Consider the following 23,870-nt stretch of genomic DNA (forward strand, 5'->3'; position numbering starts at 1 on the left):
CATGCGCGCATCACGCACTTCGCCTACAATTCAAACTGAACTCGCGGCAGCAGCCCCTCACCCCACCCTCTCCCCGTAAGAACGGGGCGAGGGAGTGAGAGGGCGGTGCGTTCCTCACAATTGCCGCTTACAGGAGACACCACCCATGTACATCGCCATGAACCGCTTCCGCGTCGCCAAGGGCTCCGAAGCTGCCTTCGAGCAGGTCTGGCTTACTCGCGATACGCATCTGGACAAGGTGCCGGGCTTCGTCGAATTCCATCTGCTGCGTGGCCCCGAGCTCGAGGATCACACGCTCTACGCCTCGCACACGGTGTGGGCGAACCATGCCGCGTTCGAGGCCTGGACCAAGTCCGAGGCGTTTCGCGCCGCGCATCACCGGGCCGGCGACAACAAGCCGCTTTATCTCGGTCATCCCCAGTTCGAGGGCTTTGAGGTGATGCAGACGGTGGGACGCGGCGCGAAGTAGCGCGCCGCGCCGCAAGCAATCAGCCCAGCGTGATCCTGTCGATCTCGGCCATCTCGTCGGCGCTGAGCTTCCAGGCGATCGCCTTGACGTTCTCCTCGATCTGCTCGACGCGGGTGGCACCGGCGATCACGCTCGAGACTTGCGGGCGCGCCGCGAGCCAGGAGAAGGCGAGCTCGAGCATGCTGTGGCCGCGCGCTTGCGCAAAGGCCTGGAGCTTCTCGACGATGTCCTCGTTGCGCGGCGTGACGTAGCGGTCGCGCAGCCGCGGCACCTTGCCGAAGCGGGTGTCGGCAGGCGCGGCTTCGCCTTTCCTGTATTTGCCCGTCAAGAGCCCGCTCGCGAGCGGGAAGAACGGCAACAGGCCGAGCTTGTATTCCGTCGCGGCCGGCAGAAGGTCCTTCTCGATGTCGCGCACGAGCAGGGAATATTCGTCCTGGCAGGAGACGAAGCGGCTGACATTCATCGCGCGCGCGACGTACTCCGCTTCCGCGATCCGCCAGGCCGGAAAATTCGAATTGCCGATGTAGCGGACCTTGCCCTGGCGGACCAGATCGTCCAGCGCACGCAGGCTCTCCTCGATCGGCGTCAGCGGGTCGTAATCGTGCTGCTGATAGAGATCGATGTAATCGGTCTTCAGTCGCTTCAGGCTCGCTTCCACGGCCTCCATGATGTAGCGGCGCGAGGCGCCCTGCTTGGTGCCGTCCTCGGCCATGGGCTTGGCGTATTTCGTCGCCAGCACGATGTCCTTGCGGCGATCGCCCAGCACGGTGCCGAGCACGGTCTCCGAGCCGCCCATGTTCGAATAGATGTCGGCGGTGTCGAACAGCGTGATGCCGAGGTCGAGCGCGCGATGGATGACCTTGCGCGAGGTCTCGAGGTCGGTGCGCTGGCCGAAATTGTTGCAGCCGAGCCCGACCGCGGACACGCGAAGGCCGGAGGCGCCGAGATTGCGAATTTCCATGAAAGATCCTGTCGGAGATGAGCGGCGGGCATTCTGACCGCCGTGTGCCGCAGCAGCAAGCTGCCCGCCGCGCTGCTGCCATGCCGGCAGCGCGCACAAAAAATGCGGCCCCTGTCAGACGCGGCGACTGACGGGGACCGCTTTGGGGCGCTTGATCGGTGACGGGGGGCCTGATCAGACGCAGGTGCAGCGTAGTCCCGCTATGTTACGCGCCGGTGACAGGCCAAGTTATCCACAGGCTGTGCGCGGGGATCAGAACAGCTTGCGATAGACGATGAAGCCGGAGCGCTCCGCGACCTTGTCGTACAGGCTCTGCGCCGTGACGTTGGTCTCGTGCGTCTGCCAGTAGACCCGCGGCGAACCCGCCAGTTTCGCCCGCTCATACACCCCATGGATCAGCGCCGAGCCGACGCCCTTGCCGCGGGCGGCTTCGAGCGTGAACAGGTCCTGCAGATAGCAGGATGGCTCGATCGCGGTGGTGCTGCGATGGAACAGATAGTGCGTCAGTCCGAGCAGCTTGCCGTCGCTTTCGGCGACCAGCGCGTGCACCGGCTCATAGGCATCGAAGAAGCGCTGCCACGTCATCTTCGTGATCTCACCTGCAAGCGCGGTCGGGCCCGAGCGGCCGTAGAAAGCGTTGTAGCCGTCCCAGAGCGGGAGCCATTGATCGTAGTCCTGCCTCGTGACGGAGCGAATGATGAGCGACATGTGAGAATTCCGCGATCGATGAAGCGTCCTTCATACGTGATGAAGGGCAAGGCGATCAATTATCTTGGGAGTCGGAGGGGCATGCAGTCATGGCGACAGTGTGCCATGCCCCTCACCCGGATTGGGCCGGACGATGCTTCGCGTCGCCGGGGCAATCCGACCTCTCCCCGCGGAAGGGCGGGGAGAGGTTAAGACAGCAAATGCTTGTTTGAGTGAGGGACGCACCGGTCTTTCGCTCCCTCGCCCCGCTCTTGCGGGGAGAGGGTGGGGTGAGGGGCTGCTTCCGCGGGCGCCGGCATTTGATGTTCGCACGCTGAAGCAACATCACTCCGCGACGCGCAGATACCGGATCAGCTTGCGGCTCTGGGGATCGCGCAGCGAGCGGTAGTAGTCGGCGCGCGCCGGCGCATCGGTGTGGCGCACGAGGTCGGTAACCGGCGTGTAGCTCAGCATGCGCCCGCCGTCGGGCAGCGCGGCGCAGACGAAGCGCAGCACCTCGCCATTGCGCAATTTGATGTTGATCGGCGTCGCATCGCCGATCCGCACCATCTCCATGCGCTGTGCGATGAAGGTGCCGAGCTCGTCCTCGGGCAGTTCGAACGCGCCGGTGTCGCGGCTGTGATACATCAGCGCGATGAAGGGCGGCTTGCCGTCGGCGATGTCGTCCGGCACCGCAAAATAATCGCGGAAGGCGCGGTTGATGAATTCGGCCCGCGTCTCCGTGTCGAGCAGCACGATGCCGATGTCGACCTGGTCGAGTGCGGCCGACAGCCGCGCGGCGGTGGCGTGGCTCTGGCGCTCGGTGGCGAAGGCGGCGAGCAGCCGCTCGCGCATCAGGCCGGTGATGCCTGCGGTGCCGAAGGCCGTCACCGCGAGCAGGCCGACCAAGTCCGCGCTGGCATGGAAGGGCACGGCGCGATGGCCGGCGAAGAACAGCGCCGCGCCGGCGACCGCGAGGGCCGCGCTGGCCATGGCGGAGGCGAAACCCGCCAGCGCGCCGGCAAGTGCGACGACGCAGACGAAAAGTGGGGCAGGCGAGGGAATGTGAATGGAGCGATCGAGCAGGATCGCCAGCAGCGTGATCGCTACCGTCAGCATCGGGCCGCAGATTGCGCGCCATCCGGACCGCATGGCCTGTCTCGTTCCTCCCTGAACGAGGGAACGCCGCAACACTGACCGATTGTTGCGCCGGCGCGGTGAGGAATCGTGCGGAGTGCTTAAGGGCGGCTTGCGCGGGCGCGCCAAGATTTCGGATGATTTTAGACCAAATGCGAATGCCTGACGCGCTGCTGCAACGCCGGCGCATTCAGCGTCGAGGTGCCCGAGCTCTTGCGCATGCCGGTGAAAATCAACAGCGATGCCGCGACCAGGATGGCCGCGGTCAGGGTAATTGCAACGACGACCACAGGTGATTTCATCGACGTCCCGTCGCGATGCCGGTCAGCGCGGGCCGCGCGGCACCTTGAAGGCGAGTCCAGGATGAAACGGGAATCAGACCGGCAGGCCCATCGCCATGGTCGCCTTGGTCGACAGCACTGTCAGGGTGACGATCAGGCACAGCGAAAGCGCAGCGACGGCAAGCGAGGCCGCGACCGCATTGGTCAGCCGGGAAGACGAAACGGTAGCGGGTTGGCCCTGAAAGCCTGCCGTGCCGGACGCCCGAGTCATGGTCTAAATCCTTCAACGTGCGAGCGAATCACCCGCGACGCCGAATAATTTCACCATTTCAACCGGCAATATTGCGGCAGCTGCCGCGGCAAAGATGGCGGGATTGCGGCAAAGATTAACGCTGTGCCCGCTATTCCCCAGCGCTGCACCAATTTTCAGGCCCCCGCCGCGATGCTGGCGGGGTCGTCGATGTCGGCCGGACGCCAGTCCATCGACACGAAGCCGGGGGCGGCCTCGACGCGGTTGAGCCAGTCCCGGATCGCCGGGAAGGCCTCGAGGTCGAAGTCGCAGCGATCGGCGAGGTGGGTGTAGCCGTAGAGCGCGATGTCGGCGACCGTGAGCTGGCGGGCGGCGAAGTAGGGGCTGGTCTTGAGGTGGTTCTCCATCACCTGGAGCGCGCCATAGCCGCGCTCCATCCAGTCCTCCAGCGCGTGGGTCTGCAGGTCGCGGCCGCCCTTCACCAGCGATAGCCAGAAATAGGCGGCGCCGATATTCGGCTCGAGCGCGTGCTGCTCGAAGAACATCCATTGCAGCGCCTCGGCGCGGTCGATGCGGTTCTCCGGTGCGAGCGGCGTGCCGACGGCGACGTACCAGAGGATGGCGTTGGACTCGGCGAGAAAGCGGTCCTCGCCGACCTCGAGCAGCGGCACCTGGCCCGACGGGTTCTTGGACAGGAAGTCCGGCGTGCGGCTTTCGCCGCGCAGAATGTCCACCTCCACCGCTTCGTAAGGTACGTTCAACAGCGCCAGCGCAAGGCGGACCTTGTAGCTGTTGCCGGAGCGTTGCATCGAATAGAGCTTGTACATTCTGAGAGTTCTAAACCTTGGACGGGGAAGTGCGACGCGTCCTGCCCACGCGCCGCGGCTAAACAATGATGCCGATGCGAATCCGCCGCAAGAGCCGGCCAATAGAAAAACTCGAAAACCCTACCGCACTGCAATGCCGCGGAAGATCTTTTCCGCGCGACGCCGCAAATCAAGATCACGCTTGCGTCAACGCTTGGACGCGTTGCGCCTCGCATCGAGCGAGCCGTTGAGCGGCCGTGATCGAGCCGGGTGTCGACGCTCGGCTGAAGGCTCCCGGACGTCCTCGAAAAACGTCAGCCTCGCGGTCGGTTCTTGGCGCCCGAACGGCCTGAAATTGCTCCGAGGACAAGCCTTGCCGGATATGAGGGGTTTGCGCGGCAAAGTTACGGAAAATTGCGGGAAATTGCGCCTCGAAGCGGCGAAATTCGTAAACTTTTGCGGGATCGGGCCGAAGTTTCTTGCGGTGCAGCGGCACACGTTTTAGGGTAGCTCCATTCCCACAATCAGAGTCGTGAGGCCAAAGGGTTCACGACGCTTGTCAGGAGATGACGATGTCCTTCCTTGCCGCTGCGCTCGACCGTGTGAAGCCGTCCGCGACCATCGCGGTCACGGATAAAGCACGCGCGCTGAAAGCGGCGGGCCGCAACGTCATCGGCCTCGGTGCCGGCGAGCCCGACTTCGACACGCCCGCCAACATCAAGCTCGCGGCGATCCGCGCCATCGAGGCCGGCAAGACCAAGTACACCGCGGTCGACGGCATCCCCGAGCTGAAGGAAGCCATCATCGCGAAGTTTCAGCGCGAGAACGGCGTCGTCTACAAGCCGAACCAGATCATCGTCGGCACCGGCGGCAAGCAGGTGCTCTACAACGCGCTGATGGCGACCATCAATCCGGGCGACGAGGTGATCATCCCCGCACCCTATTGGGTCAGCTACCCTGAAATGGTGGCGCTCGCCGGCGGCGAGCCGGTGCCGGTGGTCTGCACCGCCGCGACCGGCTTCAAGCTCGGGGCCGAGGCGCTCGAGCGCGCGATCACGCCGAAGACCAAATGGGTGATCCTGTGCTCGCCGTCGAACCCGACGGGAGCTGCCTACACCAAGGCCGAGCTGAAGGCGCTCACCGACGTGCTGGTCAAGCATCCGCATGTGTGGGTGATGACCGACGACATGTACGAGCACCTCGTCTATGACGATTTCCAGTTCACCACGGTCGCGCAGGTCGAGCCCAGCCTCTACGACCGCACGCTCACGGTGAACGGCGTGTCGAAGGCCTATTGCATGACCGGCTGGCGCATCGGCTATGCCGGCGGCCCGGCCCAGCTCATCAAGGCGATGTCGACCATCCAGTCGCAGTCGACCTCGAACCCGTGCTCGATCGCGCAGTGGGCCTCGGTGGAAGCGCTGAACGGTCCGCAGGACTTCATCCCCGCCAACAATAAGGTGTTCAAGGAGCGCCGCGACCTCGTCGTCTCCATGCTCAACCAGGCGAACGGCATCGAGTGCCCGCGTCCCGAGGGTGCGTTCTACGTCTATCCGTCCTGCGCCGGCACGATCGGCAAGAAGGCGCCGTCGGGCAACGTGATCTCGAACGACGAGCAGTTCGTCACCGAGCTCTTGGAGACCGAAGGCGTCGCCGTGGTGCAGGGTTCGGCCTTCGGCCTCGGCCCGGCCTTCCGCATCTCCTACGCGACCAAGACCTCCGACCTCGAAGACGCCTGCAAGCGCATCCAGCGCTTCTGCGGCAATCTGCGCTGAGCCGAAGACAGTGCGAATTGAAAAGGCCCGCTTCGTGCGGGCCTTTTTATTGTTTGCACGCTTCTGGTCGCGCGCTATCTGGCACCACCGCGGCTCTTGTGGCATAGACCATCGCGCGGCGTGTGCCGCGTCCTTCCTGCTCGCATCCTATTCATCGCCGGAGACATTCATGCGCCGTTCGTTCATCTTCGCCGGGCTCGTCGCCACGAGCCTCGTTGCCTCGGTCACCGGCGGCAGCGCGCAGCAGCAGCGGATGGTCCGGGTCGGCGTGCTCGAATGCCGCGGCGGCGCCAGCGTCGGCTTCATCGTGGGATCGGTGACCAATCTCGGATGCGTGCTGCGCGCCGACGGCTTGCCTGACGACCGCTATGTCGCGACGATCCGGAAAGTGGGCCTCGACATCGGCATCACCCAGGAGACCACGCTGGCCTGGGGCGTGTTCGCGCCGGTCGACCGGCTCGGTCCCGGCGACCTCTCCGGCAATTATGCTGGCGCGCAGGGCAGCGCCGCGCTCGGCGTCGGCGTCGGCGGCAACGTGCTGATCGGCGGCTCCAACAACTCGATCGCGCTCCAGCCGCTCAGCGTGCAGGGCCAGGTCGGCCTCAGCGTCGCCGCCGGTCTCGAAAGCCTGGAACTGCGTCCGGGCCGTTAACACTTTTGCGTGTGATCGCGCCGCGCGAAGCGGCGCGATTTTACGGACGACGCACCGCAGCGACGTTTGATGCTTGCCAAATCTGAGGGACGGGCAGAGCATCTGCGTTTGCCGACCCAATCATGGGCCGAGCTCCACACAAAGGAGGCGGCGAAATGGGACAAGACGTCAGAAGTCCCCGAGGTCCACGGTGCATCGCGCTGGTGGGCCCTTTCCAAAGCGGTAAAACCACACTTCTTGAAGCAATATTGGCGCGAACGGGCGCAATCCCGCGCGCCGGCAGTGTCGACGCCGGAACTTCCGTCGGCGACGCCTCCCCGGAGGCCCGTCATCACAAGATGACCGTCGGCCTCACTGCCGCCACCACGAGTTTCATGGGCGACAGCTACACCTTCCTGGATTGTCCCGGTTCCGTCGAGTTCGCCCACGACATGCGCGCCGCGCTGCCCGCGGTCGATGCCGCCATCGTGGTCTGCGAGGCCGACGAGAAGAAGCTGCCGCAACTTCAGATCATCCTGCGCGAGCTGGAGGAGCTGAAGATCCCGCGTTTCCTGTTCCTCAACAAGATCGACCGCGCCAATCAGCGCATCCGCGAGACCCTCGCGATGCTGCAGCCCGCCTCCCGCGTGCCGCTGGTGCTGCGCCAGATCCCGATCTGGAAGGGCGAGCTGATCGAGGGCTTCGTCGATCTCGCGCTGGAGCGCGCCTTCATCTATCGCGAGCACAAGGCCTCCGAGGTGGTCGCGCTCGAAGGCGGCGATCTCGACCGCGAGAAGGAAGCCCGCTTCTCGATGCTGGAGAAGCTCGCCGATCACGACGACGCCCTGATGGAGCAGTTGCTGGAGGACATCCAGCCGCCCCGCGATGCCGTGTTCGACGATCTCGCCCGCGAACTGCGCGAAGGGCTGATCTGCCCGGTGCTGATCGGTGCTGCCGCGCGCGAAAACGGCGTGCTGCGCCTGATGAAGGCGCTGCGCCACGAGGCGCCCGGCATCGCCGAGACCGCCAAGCGCCTCGGTGCGCCCGAGAGCAAGGACGCGCTCGGCTACGTCTTCAAGACGCTGCATTCGCAGCACGGCGGAAAGCTGTCGCTGACGCGGCTCGTCGCCGGCCATCTCGACGACGGCGCCACGCTGCAATCTTCCTCCGGCGGCGCGGGGCGCATCTCCGGCATCCTCGCCGTCAACGGCGCCTACGACACCAAGCGTGCCTCGGCGGAAGCCGGTGACACCGTGGCGCTCGCCAAGCTCGATCCGGTCAAGACCGGCGACATGGTCTCGAGCGGCAAGACGCAGCCGGAGGCGCTGGTCACGGCGGAGCCGACATCGGCCGTGCTCGCGATCTCGGTTGCGGCCACCGACCGCAAGGACGACGTCAAGCTCGGCCAGGCGCTGACGCGGCTGCACGAGGAGGATCCTTCGCTCCTGATCGTGCAGAATCCCAAGACCCACGACACCGTGCTGTGGGGCCAGGGCGAGATGCACCTGCGCGTCGCCAGCGAGCGCTTGCGCGATCGCTTCGGCGTCAAGGTCACCTCGCATCCGCCCGCGATCGGCTACCAGGAGACCATCCGCAAGCCGATTACCCAGCGGGGTCGTCACAAGAAGCAGTCCGGCGGCCACGGTCAGTTCGGCGATGTCGTGCTCGACATCAAGCCGCTGCCGCGCGGCGACGGCTTCAAGTTCGCCGAGAAGGTGGTGGGCGGCGCGGTGCCGCGCAACTACATCCCGGCGGTGGAGGAGGGCGTCGTCGATGGCCTCACGCGCGGTCCGCTCGGCTTTCCCGTCACCGACGTGCAGGTGACGCTGACCGACGGCTCCTATCACAGCGTCGATAGCTCCGATCTCGCCTTCCGCACGGCAGCGCGGGTCGGGCTCAACGAAGGCCTGCCGCAATGCCAGCCGGTGCTGCTGGAGCCGATCCACGTGGTCGAGATCGTCTGTCCGACCGATGCCACCGCCAAGATCAACGCGATCCTGTCGGCGCGGCGCGGCCAGATCCTCGGCTTCGACACCCGCGACGGCTGGAGCGGCTGGGACTGCGTCCGCGCCATGATGCCGGAAGCCGAGATCGGCGAGCTCATCGTCGAGCTGCGTTCCGCGACAGCAGGCGCCGGCAGCTTCACCCGCCAGTTCGACCACATGGCCGAAGTCACGGGCCGCGCCGCCGACCAGATCATCGCCGCGCATCAGCACGCGGCGTGAATCTGTCTCTCGCGCAGTGAGGGACGTACGCCTCTCTCACTCCCTCTCCCCGTTCTTACGGGGACAGGGAGGGGTGAGGGGCTGTTCTCACACGTGCGGTGAACGTTGGACTCTCGCGCTCTCCTCCCTACCGTCATTGCGAGCGCAGCGAAGCAATCCAGACTGTCTCCGAGGAGGTCTGGATTGCTTCGTCGCAAGAGCTCCTCGCAATGACGGAGAAGACAGACAGGCAGTCTCTTGCATTCGCCCACAAATGATGTATTTTACATCATTGTATATGTGCAAGATATCACTTATAACTCCTGATACGTGAGGCCAAGGTGATCACCTCGTTCCAGATGCGGGCCGCCCGTGCGCTGCTCGGCATCGACCAGAAAACCCTGGCCGAGCTCGCCGGCGTGTCGCTGCCGACCATCCAGCGGATGGAGGCCTCGACCGGCAATGTGCGCGGCGTGGTCGAGACCTTGATGAGGGTGGTCGAGGCGTTCGACCGGGCCGGCGTCGAGCTGATCGGCGAGCAGGCGCGCAGCGACAGCGGCGGGCGCGGCGTTCGGCTGAAGGAGCCGGGGCCGCCGCGTCGGGTCGGGGCGTGATCTCGTGATGATCATGCCTCGAGCAGTTTGAACTAACGCACCGTCGCGCCGACGCACGCGGCCGCACGATGCATCGGAGCGTTGTGGGCAGCGGAGCACTTCGGGGCATGAGCATCACCAGCGATCACGCAAGCCGGCTGCACCAGCTTCGCAGGCCGACCTTCACCGAACTCTACCTGCCAAAGCTCGTCACCGTCTGGCGTGAAGGCTACGGCATCGCGGACTTTCGCGCCGACGTGTTCGCGGGCCTGACGGTCGCGATCGTCGCGCTGCCGCTGTCGATGGCGATCGCGATCGCCTCGGGCGTGACGCCGGACCGCGGCCTCTACACCGCCGTCGTCGGCGGTTTCATCGTGTCGCTGCTCGGGGGCAGCCGCTTCCAGATCGGCGGTCCTGCGGGTGCCTTCATCGTCTTGGTCGCGGTGACCGCGGAGCGGCACGGCGTCGACGGCGTGATCCTCGCCACCATGATGGCGGGCCTGTTCCTGATCGCCGCAGGGCTCCTGCGCGTCGGCACCTACATCAAGTTCATTCCCTATCCGGTGACGGTCGGCTTCACCGCCGGCATCGCGGTGATCATTTTTGCGAGCCAGCTCCGCGATCTCTCAGGGATAACGCTGGCGGGCAAGGAGCCCAGCGAGTTCGTGCCAAAGCTCGCCGCGCTCGCGAGCGGCCTCCACACCGTCAATCCGTCGGCGGTTGTCGTTGCGCTCGGAAGCATCGCCATCATCGCGGCCTTGCGGGTCTGGCGGCCGTCCTGGCCCGGCATCCTGATCGCGGTCGTGTTCGCGGCCGTCGCATGCGCGGCGTTCTCGCTGCCGGTCGAGACCATCGGCTCGCGCTTCGGCGGCATTCCGCGCGAATTGCCCTCGCCGGCACTCCCCGTGTTCTCGCTGGAGAAGGCGAAAGCGGTGCTCCCCGACGCGATTTCCTTTGCGCTGCTGGCGGCAATCGAATCGCTGCTGTCGGCGGTGGTGGCTGACGGCATGACCGGACGCCGTCACCGCTCCAATTGCGAGCTGGTGGCGCAAGGCGCGGCCAATATCGGCTCGGCGCTGTTCGGCGGCATCTGCGTCACCGGCCTGATCGCGCGCACGGCCACCAACATCCGCGCCGGCGCGCGCGGGCCGCTGGCGGGCATGCTGCACTCGGTCTTCCTGCTGCTGTTCATGCTGATCGCTGCGCCCCTCGCCAGTTACATCCCGCTCGCCGCGCTCGCCGCGGTGCTCGTGGTGGTCGCCTGGACCATGGCGGAGAAGCAGGAATTCGCCACGCTCCTGCGCTCCTCCTGGGGCGATGCCGTGGTGCTGCTCGCGACCTTCCTGCTCACGATCTTCCGCGATCTCACCGAAGGCATTTTGGTCGGCTTCGCGCTCGGCGCAGTGCTTTTCATCCACCGCATGGCGGAGATGACCGGCATCGAGGAACGCTCCCCGCTGGTGCCGGGCGACCGTCCCGACGACGGCAATGGCGAGCGCGTGCCTTACGACCCCGCGCTTGCGGTCGATCGCGACGTGCTGGTCTATCGCATCACCGGCGCGTTCTTCTTCGGCGCGGCCTCGGCGATCGGCGGCGTGCTCGACGGCATCGCCGACAAGCGCAAGGCCTTCGTGGTCGATTTCGCCGCGGTGCCGTTCCTGGACTCGACGGCGGCGAACGTGCTCGGGCGGGTCGCCGCCAAGGCCCACCGCCAGGGCATCCGCCTGTTCATCACCGGCGCCTCGCCCGCCGTCCGTCGCGCGCTGCTGACCCATGGCGTGACGCCGCCGCGCGCGCGCTATCGCACGAGCCTCGAGCGCGCCGTCGCCGACATCAAGAGTCGAGCGGCCGACAAGCCCGCGGCGGGCTGACGGCGCGCACGTCTCGCTCAGGGTGATTTGATCGTCTCCTGCTGCTGCGCCGCGATGCGGCTCCCGCGCGCTTGACAGCGCCCGCGGGACGCGAAATGGATCGTCACGGAAACGACTGAGGGGAAGGACGACCGTGACCAAGGCTCCCGCAGCCTGCCTGATCGGATGGCCGGCCGCGCATTCGCGCTCGCCGCTGATCCATCGTTACTGGCTGCGTACGCTCGGCATTGAAGGCGGCTACGTCATCGAGGCGGTTCCGCCCGAGGATTTGCGCGATTTCGTGCTGCGCCTGTCGCTGCGCGGCTTTGTCGGCGCCAACGTCACCATCCCGCACAAGGAGGCCGTGCTCGGGCTCTCGACACCTGACGCGCGCGCGCGGGCCGTCGGCGCCGCCAACACGCTGTGGTTCGAAGACGGCGAGCTGCGCTCGACCAACACCGACGTCGAAGGTTTCATCGGCAATCTCGATGCCAGCGCGCCCGGCTGGGACAAGGCGGAAGAAGCGCTGGTGCTTGGCGCCGGCGGTTCCTCCCGCGCGGTTGTGTTCGGCCTGCGCGAGCGCGGCATCAAGCGCATCCATCTCGCCAACCGCACCATCGCGCGGGCCGAGACGCTTGCAGGACAGTTCGGTCCGAACGTGCAGCCTGTGACGTGGGACGCGATCGGCGACGTGCTGCCGCGCGCAAGACTTCTCGTCAACACGACCTCGCTCGGGATGCACGGCCAGCCGTCACTCGACGTCGACGTGTCACGCCTGCCGCAAGAAGCCGTCATTGCCGATCTCGTCTACGTTCCCCTGGTGACGCCGTTGCTGGCCGCCGCGCAGGCGCGCGGGCTGAAGACCGCCGACGGGCTCGGCATGCTGCTGCACCAGGCGGTGCGCGGTTTCGAGCTGTGGTTTGGCCGCAGGCCGCAAGTCACGCCTGAGCTGCGGGCGCTGGTCGAGGCCGATCTCACAAAGACTTGAGAGGGTAACGGCGAATAGCACACCACCTCCGGAGTTCTATCCCCGTGGGACAATCGGAGACCGTCATGACTATTCAACGTACAACCTTGATACGCCCGCTCGTCGCCGTCGCGATGGTAACCGTCTCGACTCTTGCGGCCGTCGCGCAGAAGGCGCCGGTGCCGACGCGCGTGCGCGGCACCATCGAAAGCGTCAGCGGCGACACCATGCAGGTCAAGTCGCGCAGCGGCGAGGACGTCAAGCTGCGTATCGCCCCTGACGTCAGCGTGTCGGGAATTACAAAGATTTCACTCGCCGACATCAAGGTCGGATCCTTCGTCGGCGCCACCACCGTGCCGGGACCGGACGGCGGCCAGAACGCGGTCGAGGTCCACGTGTTTCCCGAGAGCATGCGCGGCACCGGCGAAGGCTCGCGGCCCTACGATCTCAAGCCGAATTCCAGCATGACCAATGCGACGGTGTCGGAGAGCGTGGTCGGCAATGACGGCCATACGCTCTTGGTCAAGTACAAGGACGGCGAGAAGAAGGTGTTTGTTCCCGACAACACGCCGGTCGTGACCTTCGTGCCCGGTGACAAGGGCGAGCTGAAGCCCGGCGCCAAGGTGATCGCCTTCATGAAGCAGCTGCCGGACGGCTCGTTCGAGACCAACCGCGTCAGCGTCGGCCTCAATGGTCTGACCCCGCCGATGTGATGCGCCCTTCGTAGCCCGGATGGAGCGTAGCGAAATCCGGGACCTTCTCCGCGGTACGTCTGTCCCGGATTGCGCTGCGCTCCATCCGGGCTACGGACCGTTGGAATAGGACGGCACGCGCGGTGTTTATTCCCGGTCCAGCCAACTCCCCGGAGAAACACCATGTCGAAATCGCCTTCGCTCGCGGCGTTCTTCGCCGTTGCCTTTGCTTCGATCGCCTTGGCGCAGCAGGCGCCGACGGTGCGCATCCGCGGCACCATCGAGAGCGTCGACGGCAACCTGCTCGGCATCAAGACCCGCGAGGGCAGCGATGTGAAGGTGAAGATGACCGACAATGTCGCCGTCTTCGCCGTGGTCAAGACCGAGCTGTCGGAGATCAAGGAAGGCTCCTATATCGGCGTCACCGCCATGCCCGAGCCCGACGGCACCCAGAAGGCGATCGCGGTGCACATCTTCCCCGAGAACCAGCGCGGCGCCGCCGAAGGCTTCCGCCCCTGGGATGCCCGCGCCAACTCGACCATGACCAACGCCACCGTGGCGCAGACGGTGAAGGGCACCGACGGCCAGAACATCACGTTGAAATACAAGGACGGCGAGAAGAAAGTCGTGGTGCCGCCGGATACGCCCATCGTCACCTTCGTCGCCACCGACAAGTCGGACGTGAAGCCGGGCGCCAGGCTGATCATCTTCGGCGCAGCGAAAAAGGAGGATGGGTCGCTGGAGGCCAACCGGGTGAATGTCGGGCGGGATGGGATTACGCCGCCGATGTGAGGCGGGACACTGTCTCCACAATCTCAGCTGTCGTCCCGGACAAGCGCGCCCTAAGCGAAGCGGGTCACTCCGAGTCCCCGTAAACCACACCCGCCGGTGGTTATGGGTCCCGGATCAGCGCGCAGCTTCCGACAACGCTGCGCGTTGTCGGAAGCTGCGCTTGTCCGGGACGACAGCGGAGTTTGTGGCGACGGCATTCCGTCACGTCGAGAACCCGTAGGGTGGGCAAAGGCGCACTTGCGCCGTGCCCACGTCTTCTTGCGTGTTACGGACATTGGTGGGCACGCTTCGCTTTGCCCACCCTACGGCACTGCCGCTGCGGCTACACCGCAATCACGTGATCGTCGATCTCGTCGATCCGGTTGACGCCGCACAGGCCCATGGTGGTGAGCAGCTCCTTCTGGATGATGTCGATCGCCTTGGCGACGCCGGCCTGGCCGCCGGCACCGAGGCCGTAGGCATAGGCGCGGCCGATCATGCAGGACTTTGCGCCGAGCGCGAGCGCGCGCATCACGTCCTGGCCGGAGCGGATGCCGCCGTCGAACATGATCTCCATCTTGTCGCCGACAGCGTCCGCGATCTCCGGCAGCACCTCGATCGAGGACGGCGCGCCGTCGAGCTGACGGCCGCCATGGTTGGAGACGACGAGGGCCTGTGCGCCGGTCTTGGCGGCTTCCTCGGCGTCCTCGACGTCGAGAATGCCCTTGATGACGAGCTTGCCCGGCCAGATGCTGCGGACCCACTCGACGTCCTTCCAGTTCAAGGACGTATCGAACTGCGACGCCGTCCACTCGGCGAGGCGGTTGAGATCCTCGGTGTTCTTCACGTGGCCGGCGATGTTGCCGAAGGTGCGGCGCTTGCCCTGCAGCACGCCGGAGACCCAGGCGGGCTTGCTGGCGAAATCCAGCAGCTTCGACAGCGACCATTCGGGCGGCACCGTCATGCCGTTCTTGATGTCGGCGTGGCGCTGGCCGATCACCTGCAGGTCGACGGTGAGCACGAGCGCGCTGCACTTGGCTGCTGCCGCGCGCTGAATCAGTTCCTTGATGAAGCCGCGGTCCTTCATCACGTAGAGCTGGAACCAGAACGGCTTCTCGACATTGGCAGCGATGTCCTCGATCGAGCAGATCGACATGGTCGATTGCGTGAACGGGATACCGGCGGCCTGCGCGGCGCGGCAGGCGTAGATTTCGCCGTCGCCATGCTGCATGCCGAGCAGGCCGACGGGCGCGAGGATCAGCGGCATGGTCGAGGGCTCGCCGAGGATCGTGGTCGAGGTGTCGCGCTTGGAGACGTCGACCAGGATGCGCTGGCGGAACTTGATCGCCTGCATGTCCTCGCGGTTGGCGCGCAGCGTTTCCTCGGCATAGGAGCCGCGGTCGCAATAGTCGAAGAAGGCCTTCGGCACGCGGCGCTTATGCAGCGCCCGAAGATCGTCGATACAGGTGATGTGCTTCATGAACGTTTCCCGGCCCGTCTTTACCCAAGAGTCTTGCATCGGAAGATCGAGGGGTCATCTAGCATGGTTGGATGCACAGCCAAATCGTTTGAGAGGAGGCCGCCATGACGAAGCCGCACGCGAGACCTTCGCCGGAAGAGATCAAGGAGAAGCAGGATCTCGAGGACGCGCTGGAGGAGGGGCTGGAAGAGACCTTTCCGGGCTCCGATCCCGTCAACGTCACCCAGCCGGCGCCGAGCCGCGGCGACGGCCATGTGAAGCGCTCGGATTAGGGCGAGTTCCGCCTGCTTTCCGCTGGTCACACCGGAACTATAATGTTAACAATGTGTTACCAAGGCGGCCGCGGCGCCGGTTCCGTAATGATTCATTATATTTTTTGAAGCCAAGTTAGCCGCGATGGCTTTATAAGACCTCAGCAAATCAGGGATGCGGGGCCTGTTCGGCAGCCCGTGGTTGTAGAGGGGATCCCTGGTTGTTGCTCGGGGGACCATATGAGTCGCAAATATTTCGGGACGGACGGGATTCGGGGCCGCGCCAACGGACTGATCACGCCGGAGCTCGCGCTCAAGGTCGGCCAGGCCGCAGGCCTTGCGTTCCAGCGCGGTGATCACCGCCACCGGGTCGTGATCGGCAAGGACACCCGCCTGTCCGGCTACATGATCGAATACGCGATGGTCGCGGGCTTCACCTCGGTCGGCATGGACGTGCTGCTGGTCGGCCCGATGCCGACGCCGGCGGTTGCGATGCTGACCAAGTCGATGCGCGCCGATCTCGGCGTGATGATCTCGGCCTCGCACAATCTGTTCGAGGACAACGGCATCAAGCTGTTCGGGCCGCAGGGCTTCAAGCTCTCCGACGACGTCGAGCGGCAGATCGAGCAGCTGCTCGACGAGCCCATCGACAAGCGTCTCGCACAGAGTGCGAGCCTCGGCCGCGCCCGCCGTATCGACGGCGTGCATGACCGCTACATCGAATTCGCCAAGCGCACGTTGCCGCGCGATCTCTCGCTCGAGGGCCTGCGCGTCGTGATCGATTGCGCCAACGGCGCCGCCTACAAGGTGGTACCCGAAGCGCTGTGGGAGCTTGGCGCCGACGTCGTGCCGATCGGCGTCGAGCCCGACGGCTTCAACATCAACAAGGATTGCGGCTCGACCTCGCCGGAAGCGCTGTCGAAGAAGGTGCGCGAGATGCGCGCCGACATCGGTATTGCGCTCGACGGTGACGCCGATCGCGTCATCCTGGTCGACGAGCGCGGCCACGTCGTCGACGGCGACCAGCTGCTGGCGGTGATCGCGCAGAGCTGGAAGGAAGACGGTCGGCTGTCGCGTCCCGGCATCGTCGCCACCGTGATGTCCAATCTCGGCCTCGAGCGCTTCCTCAAGGGGCAGGGGCTCGATCTCATGCGCACGCCGGTCGGCGACCGCTACGTGCTCGAGCAGATGCTGAACGGCGGCTACAATCTCGGCGGCGAGCAGTCCGGCCACATCATCCTGTCCGATTACGCCACCACCGGCGACGGTTTTGTCGCTGCCCTGCAGGTGCTCGCCGTGGTGCAGAAGCTGCGCCGTCCTGTGTCCGAGGTCTGCCACCGCTTCGATCCGCTGCCGCAGATCCTCAAGAACGTCCGCCACAAGGGCGGGAAGCCGCTCGACGATTCCGACGTCAAGTCGGCGATCTCCGACGGCGAGAAGCGCCTCAACGGCCACGGCCGCCTTCTGATCCGCTCCTCCGGCACCGAGCCGGTGATCCGCGTCATGGGCGAAGGCGAGGACCGCCATCTGGTCGAGGACGTCGTCGATACCATCGTCTCGGCGCTGGGCCAGGCTGCGGCGTAAGGTCTTTCAAGCACCAGCGGGGTGGCGTGATCGCACCCCACGGGCAGTATCGTAGGGTGGGCAAAGCGACAGCGTGCCCACGCTTCTGGAGCCGTATAGGAAAGATGGTGGGCACGGCGCAAGGGCGCCTTTGTCCACCCTACGATATCGGACTCGCGGAGAGGGTAAGACCCACGCATCCCAGCCATTTGCGTTTGGCGGTGGTTCCACCGCGCGCCGCATCGTAATGAGCGGATGCGGCGGTTCGCCGCGCCTGCCGGGATCGCTGCATTGAACAAGCCTGTCGTCGTCTCAGAGGAAACGCTGACCGAGCCCGTCGTCGTTGCCGACGTCGCGCCCGTTGCCAAGCCGAGCGCGGGGCCGGCCTATGTCGTGCTGGCGGGCATCAGCTTCTCGCACTTCCTCAACGACACCATGCAGTCGCTGATCGCCTCGGTGTATCCGATCCTGAAGGACACCTACGCGCTCGACTTCGCGCAGATCGGCATGATCACGCTCGCCTTCCAGTTCACGGCCTCGCTGCTGCAGCCGGTGGTCGGGCACTACACCGACAAGAAGGCGCAGCCTTATTCGCTGTCGATCGGCATGGCCTCGACCTTCTTCGGCTTGTTGCTGCTCAGCGTCGCGCACCAGTATCTGATCATCCTCGCCGCCGCCGCGCTGGTCGGCCTCGGCTCGGCGGTGTTTCATCCGGAATCCGCGCGCATCGCGCGGCTCGCCTCCGGCGGCCGCTACGGTTTTGCGCAATCGGTGTTCCAGCTCGGCGGCAGCTTCGGCACGTCGATGGGGCCGGTGCTGGCCGCGCTGATCGTGGTGCCGTTCGGGCAGGGCAGCATCGCCTGGTTCTCCTCGATCGCGTTCCTCGCGATCGTCGTGCTCTGGCGCATCGGGCGCTGGTACGCGCCGCAGATCACGACCAAGAAGGTTGCGCCCGTCCACACCCAGCCCGGCGCGCCGAGCTCGCGCCGTGTTGCCGTTGCACTTCTCGTGCTGGTGGCGCTGCTGTTCTCAAAACAGCTCTACGTATCGAGCCTGTCGAGCTACTACATCTTCTATCTGATCGACCGGTTCGGCGTGTCGACGCAGGCCGCGCAAATCTATCTCTTCATCTTCCTCGCGGCGAACGCGGTCGGCGCGTTCTTCGGCGGCCCCTTGGGGGATCGCTTCGGCCGCAAGATCGTGATCTGGATCTCGATCCTCGGCGCGCTGCCGTTCACGCTGGCGCTGCCTTATGCCGGGCTCTATGCCAGCGCGGTGCTGTCGGTCATCATCGGCCTCATCATCTCCTCGACGACGTCGTCGATCATCGTGTTCGCGCAGGAGCTGGTGCCACACCGCTTCGGCATGATCTCCGGTGTGTTCTTCGGCGTCGCCTTCGGTATCGGAGGGCTTGGGGCCGCCGTGCTCGGCAAGCTCGCCGATCACACCTCGATCGAGTTCGTCTACCAGGTCTGCGCGTACCTGCCGGCGATCGGACTTTTGGCGGTCTTCTTGCCCAAGCTGCAGCAGCCCGCGCGTTAACAAACCTTTCCTTGCTGCCTTGCGGCTTCATCGATCGTTAGCAATTGGGGCGGGCGTGCAGCGCCGAGCGCTGCATTTTTGCAACGCTCGCACCGCATCCGCGTGTGCAGTGAGAAAAAATCAACCTTAAAAATTAGGGTTAAGTGGCGCTTAAACATTTGCTGCCATCGTCCGGGTCGTGAGTTTCCAGAACGTGGGGCGTCTGCATTTTGCCTCACCGGCCATAAGGACGAAGCCCAATGCGTAGCGTTAAGTCTCTCCTTGCCGCGGGTGCGGCAACCCTGATCTCGTCGATGGCGTTTGCCGCCGATATGCCGATCGCGGCGCCGCCTCCCATGTACGCCCCGCCGGCTCCGCCCGCCGACTTCGGCGGCTGGTATCTCCGCGGCGACGTCGGCATGACCAACCAGCGCGCCAAGAGCATCGATGCCTCCCTGCCGGCCGGCTATACGAAGTCGACGGAAGGTCTCGGATTCGACTCGTCGCCGCTGTTCGATCTCGGCGTCGGCTATCGCTTCAACAACTGGTTCCGCGCCGACGTGATCGGCCAGTACCGTGGCAAGGCCAACCTGCACGGCAGCGACAACGTCTTCGGACCCGGCTTCGTCGGCGTCAACAACTACACCGGCAGCAAGTCCGAGTGGGTCGTCATGGCGAATGCCTATGTTGACCTCGGCACCTGGTGGTGCATCACCCCGTTCATCGGCGCCGGTGTCGGCGGCTCCTACAACAAGATCAGCGGCTTCCGCGACGACGGCGTTTCATTCAGCGGCGGCGCGCTGTCCAACAGCGTCGCCTACTTCGCCGACAACGGTAAGTGGAACTTTGCCTGGGCCGCCCACGCCGGTCTCGCCTACAAGGTCAATCCCGGGTTCACCGTCGAACTGGCCTACAGCTACATGAACCTCGGCGACGCAGCGCCCGGCAACTTCCGCCTGTTCGACAACAGCGCTTCGGGCCCGACCTCGATCAAGATCAAGGAGCTCACCTCGCACGATCTGAAGCTCGGCGTGCGCTGGGATCTCAACAGCCCGCCGGCCTACGTGCCGCAGCCGCTCGTCACCAAGGGCTGATCCTCAAGCCCATCGCTTAACGTCTCTTAACGGCGCGGGATCATCCCGCGCCGTTTTGCTTTGCGGATTTTTCATGGCCCGACGGCGGCGAAATCGCCGGAGGCAACCATTGGTTAAGGTTAACGAGCCATGATCATGGCGAAAGTTCGAGTCCGATTTGGAGCGTTGCGATGCGTAGGCTTTTGTTGGCGGCGGCGATGTTGGGGACGGTGTCTGCCGCACACGCGGCCGATATGCCGGATCTCCCGGTCCTGCGCGGCGGCATCACCGACGGCCTGTCGAAGACGTCCCGCAACTGGGACGGCTTCTATGTCGGCGCCAACGCCGGCTACACCAGCGACGCCAGCGATTTCAGCCAGAGCGTGGTCGGGCTGACCAACTTCATCTTCCGCGACAGCGTTCTCCAGCAGCCGACGTCGACGTGGTCGCTGATGAACAAGACCAACACGCAAGGCACCAATTTCGGTGGTTTCATCGGCCGCAACTGGCAATGGTATGATGCCATCCTCAGCCTCGAGGGCACCTACACCTATTTCAACAATCTCGCGACGTCGACGTCGGGCTCGAACTCGCTCATGATCGTCAACCCGGCCGGCGAAACGCGCCCCCCGGGCATCACCAACAACTATGGCGTGACACTGACCGGTACCGCTGCGGCACAGGTCAAGGACATGATCACGTTGCGCGGGCGCATGGGCTGGGACGGCGGCGGCTTCATGCCCTACATGTTCGCCGGAGCGGCCGTCGGACGCATGGACGTGTCCCGCACGGTGACGAGCAACGTGACGTTGCGGCAGGACTCGACGGTCACGGATGCGTTCGGCAATGTCATCACGATCATCGGCCCGACCAACCCCGTTCCGGCGCAATCGCAGACCCAGACGCAGCACAGGACCAATAATTTCGCAGTGGGTTGGACCGCCGGTCTCGGTCTCGAATACTGCATCTGGGACGGCCTGTTCGCGCGCGTCGAATATGAATATGTGAGATTCTCTCCCGTCATGAACACGCAGGTGACGCTGAATAACGCGCGCCTCGGCCTCGGCTACAAGTTCTGAGCGGTCCGCTTCCTGTTGACAGCTTCGCTTCGTCCTGATGCTCTGTCGTTCCGACAGCGGGGCGGCAGCGATGAAGATCTACGGCGACAGCAATTCCGGCAATTGTCTCAAGGTGAAGTGGGTCTGCGACAAGCTCGCGCTGCCCTATCAGTGGATCGAGATCGACACAAGCAAGGGCGAGACGCGCACGCCGCAATTCCTCAAGATGAACGCCGCCGGCCAGGTGCCGACCGTCGCCTTCGACGACGGCCGCTCGCTGGCACAGTCCAACGCCATCATCCGCTATCTCGCCCGCGACAGCGTCCTCATTCCGCGTGACGCTTTCGCTGCGGCGAAGATGGACGAATGGCTGTTCTGGGAGCAGTACAGCCACGAGCCCTATATCGCCGTGTGCCGCTTCCTCATCGTCTATCTCGGCAAGGACGCCTCCGAGCTCGATCCTGAAAAGGTCAAGCGCGGCTATGCGGCGCTCGACCGCATGGAGCAGCATCTCGCCACCGGCCGCTTCTTCGCCGGCGATATGGTATCGCTCGCCGACGTCTCGCTGCTCGCCTATACGCGCGTCGCGCATGAAGGCGGTTTCGATCTCGGTCGCTATGCGGCCATCCGCCGCTGGATCGGCGAGGCCGAGGCCTTTCTCGGCCTGCCGGCGTCGCGCTGAGTCTTCGCGCTGAGTCTTCGCGCTGAGTCTTGGCGCTGAGTTTTTTGGAGTTTCCCGTATGAACGATAAGTCCGTCTCGATCCGTCCCGCGCGCCGCGAGGACGTGCCGGCGATCGTGGCGATGCTCGCCGATGACCATCTCGGGCGCGCGCGCGAGCGCGTGGAGGATCCGCTGCCTGCGTCCTACTACGCGGCATTCGAGCGGGTCGAGCGCGATCCAAATCTGACGCTCGTCGTTGCTGAAAGCGAGGGCAGGGTGGTCGGCTGCCTGCAACTCGCTGTTCTCTCAGGCATCAGCTCGCAGGGCGGCATCCGCGGACTGCTCGAAGACGTGCGCGTTGCCACTGATTGTCGCAGCCGCGGCATCGGCGAGCAGTTGGTGCAATGGGCCATCGCGGAAGCGAAGGCGCGCGGCTGCAATCTGGTCGAACTGCTGACGCATCAGACGCGCGTCGATGCGCAGCGCTTCTACATGCGGCTGGGATTCACAGCGAGCCATGTCGGCATGACTGTCCGCTTTTGAGGCAACACCTCGCAAGCGTTGCGTGATCAGCGAAATCGGAGCGTGCGTTCGTTCATCTTAAGAGCTGATAAACTACCCGTCCGTCGTTCACGTGGACGCGGGAACGATCGGTGCTAGGCAGCGTCAGACACCGGGCTCGGTCGGTTCGGGGATTTCGATGACAAGCTATTCCATGATCAAGGTCGGCAACGACTACGTTGTGCAGGCCAACGACAAGTGCATTTTGAAAGTCGGCAGCCGCCGCCGTGCCGCGCAATTGATCAGCGAGGCCACGGACTTGCTGAATGCGCTCACTGCCGTCGAGTCCCCGGAAATCGCCCCCGAGGCGCCTTCACTCCAGCGTGAGACGCCCGAACTTCCTTGACGACTCTTCCCGTTTCCCGTATCAGCCGCCGCGGGACACCTCCCCCCAACGGGAGGCTTACTATCTGGAAGGGTAGATCATGACTGTAGCGAAGCCCGCTTCGCGGCCGACCGTGCCGCATTTCTCCTCCGGCCCCTGCGCCAAGCGCCCCGGCTGGAACGCCCAAAATCTCAAGGACGCAGCCCTCGGCCGCTCGCATCGCGCGAAGGTCGGCAAGACCAAGCTCAAGCTCGCGATCGATCTGACGCGCGAAGTGCTTGAAGTGCCCGCCGATTATCGCATCGGCATCGTGCCGGCCTCCGATACCGGCGCGGTCGAGATGGCGCTGTGGTCGCTGCTCGGTGCGCGGCCCGTCACCACGCTCGCCTGGGAATCCTTCGGCGAGGGCTGGGTCAGCGATATCGTCAAGGAATTGAAGCTGAAGGACGTCACCAAGCTCAACGCTGCTTACGGTGAGATTCCCGACCTCTCCAAGGTCGATCCCAAGAGCGACGTCGTCTTCACCTGGAACGGCACAACCTCGGGCGTGCGCGTGCCGAACGCCGACTGGATCAGCGCGACCCGCGAAGGCCTGACCATCTGCGACGCGACCTCCGCCGCGTTCGCGCAAGCTCTCGACTGGGCCAAGCTCGACGTCGTCACCTTCTCCTGGCAGAAGGCGCTCGGCGGCGAAGCCGCGCACGGCATGCTGATCCTGTCGCCCCGCGCGGTGGAGCGGCTCGAGACCTACAAGCCGGCCTGGCCGCTGCCAAAAATCTTCCGCATGACCAAGGGCGGCAAGCTCAACGAAGGCATCTTCGTCGGCGAAACCATCAACACGCCGTCGATGCTCTGCGTCGAGGACTATCTCGACGCGCTGAACTGGGCCAAGTCGATCGGCGGCCTCAAGGCGCTGATCGCGCGCGCCGACGCCAATACCAAGGTGCTCGCCGACTGGAAGGCGAAGACGCCGTGGATCGACTTCCTCGCCAAGGACGCTTCGATCCGCTCCAACACCTCGGTGTGCCTGAAGTTCACCGATCCCGCGATCACCTCGCTCTCGGACGACGCGCAGGCGGAGTTCAGCAAGAAGCTGGTGGCGCTGGTCGAGAAGGAAGGCGCCGGCTACGACTTCGCTTATTACCGCGATGCGCCGGCGGGCTTGCGCATCTGGTGCGGCGCCACGGTGGAAGCCAAGGACGTCGAGTTGCTGACGCAGTGGATCGACTGGGCCTTCGCCGAGACCAAGGCCACGCTCGCCAAGGCGGCGTGATGTTCTGACCCTCCCCTGGAGGGGGAGGG

At 65.0% G+C, this 23,870-nt stretch carries 25 protein-coding genes; 18 read left to right on the top strand and 7 right to left on the bottom strand.

All coding sequences use genetic code 11. The features are described from left to right. The first annotated feature begins 145 nt into the window (after positions 1-145). Positions 146-469 carry an antibiotic biosynthesis monooxygenase gene (locus QA649_RS07945; RefSeq protein WP_254149031.1) on the top strand — a complete coding sequence of 108 codons (324 nt, stop codon included), beginning with the start codon at positions 146-148 and terminating at the stop codon, positions 467-469. A gap of 19 nt (positions 470-488) precedes the next feature. On the opposite strand, the gene QA649_RS07950 is transcribed toward QA649_RS07945, so the two are convergent. The 6 genes from QA649_RS07950 to QA649_RS07975 form a co-directional block, all read right to left on the bottom strand. After that, a complete protein-coding gene (locus tag QA649_RS07950; protein ID WP_283023686.1) occupies positions 489-1,430 on the bottom strand; it encodes an aldo/keto reductase in 942 nt (313 codons plus the stop codon). Between the two features lie 252 nt (positions 1,431-1,682). Then, positions 1,683-2,138, bottom strand: coding sequence for a GNAT family N-acetyltransferase (locus tag QA649_RS07955; protein ID WP_283023687.1), 456 nt, complete (start codon positions 2,136-2,138; stop codon positions 1,683-1,685). Positions 2,139-2,462: 324 nt separating this feature from the next. Next, positions 2,463-3,269, bottom strand: a complete 807-nt coding sequence (locus QA649_RS07960) for a PAS-domain containing protein (RefSeq protein ID WP_283023688.1) — start codon at positions 3,267-3,269, stop codon at positions 2,463-2,465. 128 nt (positions 3,270-3,397) lie between these two features. Continuing rightward, positions 3,398-3,556 (bottom strand): hypothetical protein, encoded by a 159-nt coding sequence (locus tag QA649_RS07965; protein ID WP_018648309.1) that lies wholly within the window; start codon positions 3,554-3,556, stop codon positions 3,398-3,400. A gap of 73 nt (positions 3,557-3,629) precedes the next feature. Next, positions 3,630-3,806, bottom strand: coding sequence for a hypothetical protein (locus tag QA649_RS07970; protein WP_283023689.1), 177 nt, complete (start codon positions 3,804-3,806; stop codon positions 3,630-3,632). Between the two features lie 155 nt (positions 3,807-3,961). Beyond that, complete coding sequence (locus tag QA649_RS07975) at positions 3,962-4,612, bottom strand: glutathione S-transferase family protein (RefSeq protein WP_283023690.1); 651 nt, start codon at positions 4,610-4,612, stop codon at positions 3,962-3,964. A gap of 551 nt (positions 4,613-5,163) precedes the next feature. Between QA649_RS07975 and QA649_RS07980 the strand changes: the two genes are divergently transcribed. The 8 genes from QA649_RS07980 (at position 5,164) to QA649_RS08015 (ending at position 14,095) form a co-directional block, all read left to right on the top strand. Continuing rightward, complete coding sequence (locus QA649_RS07980) at positions 5,164-6,366, top strand: pyridoxal phosphate-dependent aminotransferase (protein WP_283023691.1); 1,203 nt, start codon at positions 5,164-5,166, stop codon at positions 6,364-6,366. 169 nt (positions 6,367-6,535) lie between these two features. Continuing rightward, positions 6,536-7,018, top strand: a complete 483-nt coding sequence (locus QA649_RS07985) for a DUF992 domain-containing protein (RefSeq protein ID WP_283023692.1) — start codon at positions 6,536-6,538, stop codon at positions 7,016-7,018. A 155-nt stretch (positions 7,019-7,173) separates the two neighbouring features. Beyond that, positions 7,174-9,222, top strand: a complete 2,049-nt coding sequence (locus tag QA649_RS07990; RefSeq protein ID WP_283023693.1) for an elongation factor G — start codon at positions 7,174-7,176, stop codon at positions 9,220-9,222. Between the two features lie 320 nt (positions 9,223-9,542). Further along, a complete protein-coding gene (locus QA649_RS07995) occupies positions 9,543-9,815 on the top strand; it encodes a helix-turn-helix transcriptional regulator (protein ID WP_018647504.1) in 273 nt (90 codons plus the stop codon). Between the two features lie 107 nt (positions 9,816-9,922). After that, complete coding sequence (locus QA649_RS08000; protein ID WP_283023694.1) at positions 9,923-11,665, top strand: SulP family inorganic anion transporter; 1,743 nt, start codon at positions 9,923-9,925, stop codon at positions 11,663-11,665. 133 nt (positions 11,666-11,798) lie between these two features. After that, the gene (locus QA649_RS08005; protein WP_283023695.1) at positions 11,799-12,632 is read left to right on the top strand and encodes a shikimate dehydrogenase; all 834 of its coding nucleotides are present in this window, start codon (positions 11,799-11,801) and stop codon (positions 12,630-12,632) included. A 65-nt stretch (positions 12,633-12,697) separates the two neighbouring features. Beyond that, on the top strand, positions 12,698-13,324 hold the full coding sequence (locus tag QA649_RS08010) for a hypothetical protein (RefSeq protein WP_283023696.1): 627 nt from the start codon (positions 12,698-12,700) through the stop codon (positions 13,322-13,324). 162 nt (positions 13,325-13,486) lie between these two features. Next, on the top strand, positions 13,487-14,095 hold the full coding sequence (locus QA649_RS08015) for a hypothetical protein (RefSeq protein WP_283023697.1): 609 nt from the start codon (positions 13,487-13,489) through the stop codon (positions 14,093-14,095). 322 nt (positions 14,096-14,417) lie between these two features. Here the strand turns inward: QA649_RS08015 and QA649_RS08020 are convergent, their stop codons facing one another. Continuing rightward, a complete protein-coding gene (locus tag QA649_RS08020; protein ID WP_283023698.1) occupies positions 14,418-15,554 on the bottom strand; it encodes an alpha-hydroxy acid oxidase in 1,137 nt (378 codons plus the stop codon). 104 nt (positions 15,555-15,658) lie between these two features. On the opposite strand from QA649_RS08020, the gene QA649_RS08025 reads away from it, so the two are divergent. From QA649_RS08025 to QA649_RS08065, 9 genes are all read left to right on the top strand, one after another. After that, a complete protein-coding gene (locus tag QA649_RS08025; RefSeq protein WP_283023699.1) occupies positions 15,659-15,826 on the top strand; it encodes a hypothetical protein in 168 nt (55 codons plus the stop codon). A gap of 219 nt (positions 15,827-16,045) precedes the next feature. Further along, positions 16,046-17,389 carry a phosphoglucosamine mutase gene (gene glmM, locus QA649_RS08030; RefSeq protein WP_026312717.1) on the top strand — a complete coding sequence of 448 codons (1,344 nt, stop codon included), beginning with the start codon at positions 16,046-16,048 and terminating at the stop codon, positions 17,387-17,389. A gap of 270 nt (positions 17,390-17,659) precedes the next feature. Next, positions 17,660-18,910: an MFS transporter gene (locus tag QA649_RS08035; protein ID WP_283023700.1), complete on the top strand. Its 1,251-nt coding sequence runs from the start codon at positions 17,660-17,662 to the stop codon at positions 18,908-18,910. Between the two features lie 239 nt (positions 18,911-19,149). Then, entirely contained in the window at positions 19,150-19,983 is an 834-nt protein-coding gene (locus QA649_RS08040) for an outer membrane beta-barrel protein (RefSeq protein ID WP_018647497.1), read from the top strand. 170 nt (positions 19,984-20,153) lie between these two features. After that, the gene (locus QA649_RS08045; RefSeq protein WP_283023701.1) at positions 20,154-21,041 is read left to right on the top strand and encodes an outer membrane beta-barrel protein; all 888 of its coding nucleotides are present in this window, start codon (positions 20,154-20,156) and stop codon (positions 21,039-21,041) included. A gap of 70 nt (positions 21,042-21,111) precedes the next feature. Then, on the top strand, positions 21,112-21,702 hold the full coding sequence (locus QA649_RS08050) for a glutathione S-transferase family protein (RefSeq protein WP_283023702.1): 591 nt from the start codon (positions 21,112-21,114) through the stop codon (positions 21,700-21,702). A 58-nt stretch (positions 21,703-21,760) separates the two neighbouring features. Then, entirely contained in the window at positions 21,761-22,225 is a 465-nt protein-coding gene (locus QA649_RS08055) for a GNAT family N-acetyltransferase (protein ID WP_283023703.1), read from the top strand. A 157-nt stretch (positions 22,226-22,382) separates the two neighbouring features. Then, a complete protein-coding gene (locus QA649_RS08060; protein WP_018647493.1) occupies positions 22,383-22,589 on the top strand; it encodes a hypothetical protein in 207 nt (68 codons plus the stop codon). Positions 22,590-22,668: 79 nt separating this feature from the next. Next, on the top strand, positions 22,669-23,841 hold the full coding sequence (locus QA649_RS08065; RefSeq protein ID WP_183246344.1) for a phosphoserine transaminase: 1,173 nt from the start codon (positions 22,669-22,671) through the stop codon (positions 23,839-23,841). The last annotated feature ends 29 nt before the right edge of the window (positions 23,842-23,870 follow it).

Origin of the sequence: Bradyrhizobium sp. CB1717 (genome assembly GCF_029714325.1) — a bacterium.
Classification (GTDB): Bacteria; Pseudomonadota; Alphaproteobacteria; order Rhizobiales; family Xanthobacteraceae; genus Bradyrhizobium.

Coding starts and splice junctions, on each gene's coding strand:
- QA649_RS07945 (WP_254149031.1), top strand. CDS start 146: ATGTACATCGCCATGAACCGCTTCCGCGTCGCCAAGGGCTCCGAAGCT.
- QA649_RS07950 (WP_283023686.1), bottom strand. CDS start 1,430: ATGGAAATTCGCAATCTCGGCGCCTCCGGCCTTCGCGTGTCCGCGGTC.
- QA649_RS07955 (WP_283023687.1), bottom strand. CDS start 2,138: ATGTCGCTCATCATTCGCTCCGTCACGAGGCAGGACTACGATCAATGG.
- QA649_RS07960 (WP_283023688.1), bottom strand. CDS start 3,269: ATGCGGTCCGGATGGCGCGCAATCTGCGGCCCGATGCTGACGGTAGCG.
- QA649_RS07965 (WP_018648309.1), bottom strand. CDS start 3,556: ATGAAATCACCTGTGGTCGTCGTTGCAATTACCCTGACCGCGGCCATC.
- QA649_RS07970 (WP_283023689.1), bottom strand. CDS start 3,806: ATGACTCGGGCGTCCGGCACGGCAGGCTTTCAGGGCCAACCCGCTACC.
- QA649_RS07975 (WP_283023690.1), bottom strand. CDS start 4,612: ATGTACAAGCTCTATTCGATGCAACGCTCCGGCAACAGCTACAAGGTC.
- QA649_RS07980 (WP_283023691.1), top strand. CDS start 5,164: ATGTCCTTCCTTGCCGCTGCGCTCGACCGTGTGAAGCCGTCCGCGACC.
- QA649_RS07985 (WP_283023692.1), top strand. CDS start 6,536: ATGCGCCGTTCGTTCATCTTCGCCGGGCTCGTCGCCACGAGCCTCGTT.
- QA649_RS07990 (WP_283023693.1), top strand. CDS start 7,174: ATGGGACAAGACGTCAGAAGTCCCCGAGGTCCACGGTGCATCGCGCTG.
- QA649_RS08000 (WP_283023694.1), top strand. CDS start 9,923: ATGAGCATCACCAGCGATCACGCAAGCCGGCTGCACCAGCTTCGCAGG.
- QA649_RS08010 (WP_283023696.1), top strand. CDS start 12,698: ATGACTATTCAACGTACAACCTTGATACGCCCGCTCGTCGCCGTCGCG.
- QA649_RS08015 (WP_283023697.1), top strand. CDS start 13,487: ATGTCGAAATCGCCTTCGCTCGCGGCGTTCTTCGCCGTTGCCTTTGCT.
- QA649_RS08020 (WP_283023698.1), bottom strand. CDS start 15,554: ATGAAGCACATCACCTGTATCGACGATCTTCGGGCGCTGCATAAGCGC.
- QA649_RS08025 (WP_283023699.1), top strand. CDS start 15,659: ATGACGAAGCCGCACGCGAGACCTTCGCCGGAAGAGATCAAGGAGAAG.
- glmM (WP_026312717.1), top strand. CDS start 16,046: ATGAGTCGCAAATATTTCGGGACGGACGGGATTCGGGGCCGCGCCAAC.
- QA649_RS08040 (WP_018647497.1), top strand. CDS start 19,150: ATGCGTAGCGTTAAGTCTCTCCTTGCCGCGGGTGCGGCAACCCTGATC.
- QA649_RS08045 (WP_283023701.1), top strand. CDS start 20,154: ATGCGTAGGCTTTTGTTGGCGGCGGCGATGTTGGGGACGGTGTCTGCC.
- QA649_RS08050 (WP_283023702.1), top strand. CDS start 21,112: ATGAAGATCTACGGCGACAGCAATTCCGGCAATTGTCTCAAGGTGAAG.
- QA649_RS08055 (WP_283023703.1), top strand. CDS start 21,761: ATGAACGATAAGTCCGTCTCGATCCGTCCCGCGCGCCGCGAGGACGTG.
- QA649_RS08060 (WP_018647493.1), top strand. CDS start 22,383: ATGACAAGCTATTCCATGATCAAGGTCGGCAACGACTACGTTGTGCAG.
- QA649_RS08065 (WP_183246344.1), top strand. CDS start 22,669: ATGACTGTAGCGAAGCCCGCTTCGCGGCCGACCGTGCCGCATTTCTCC.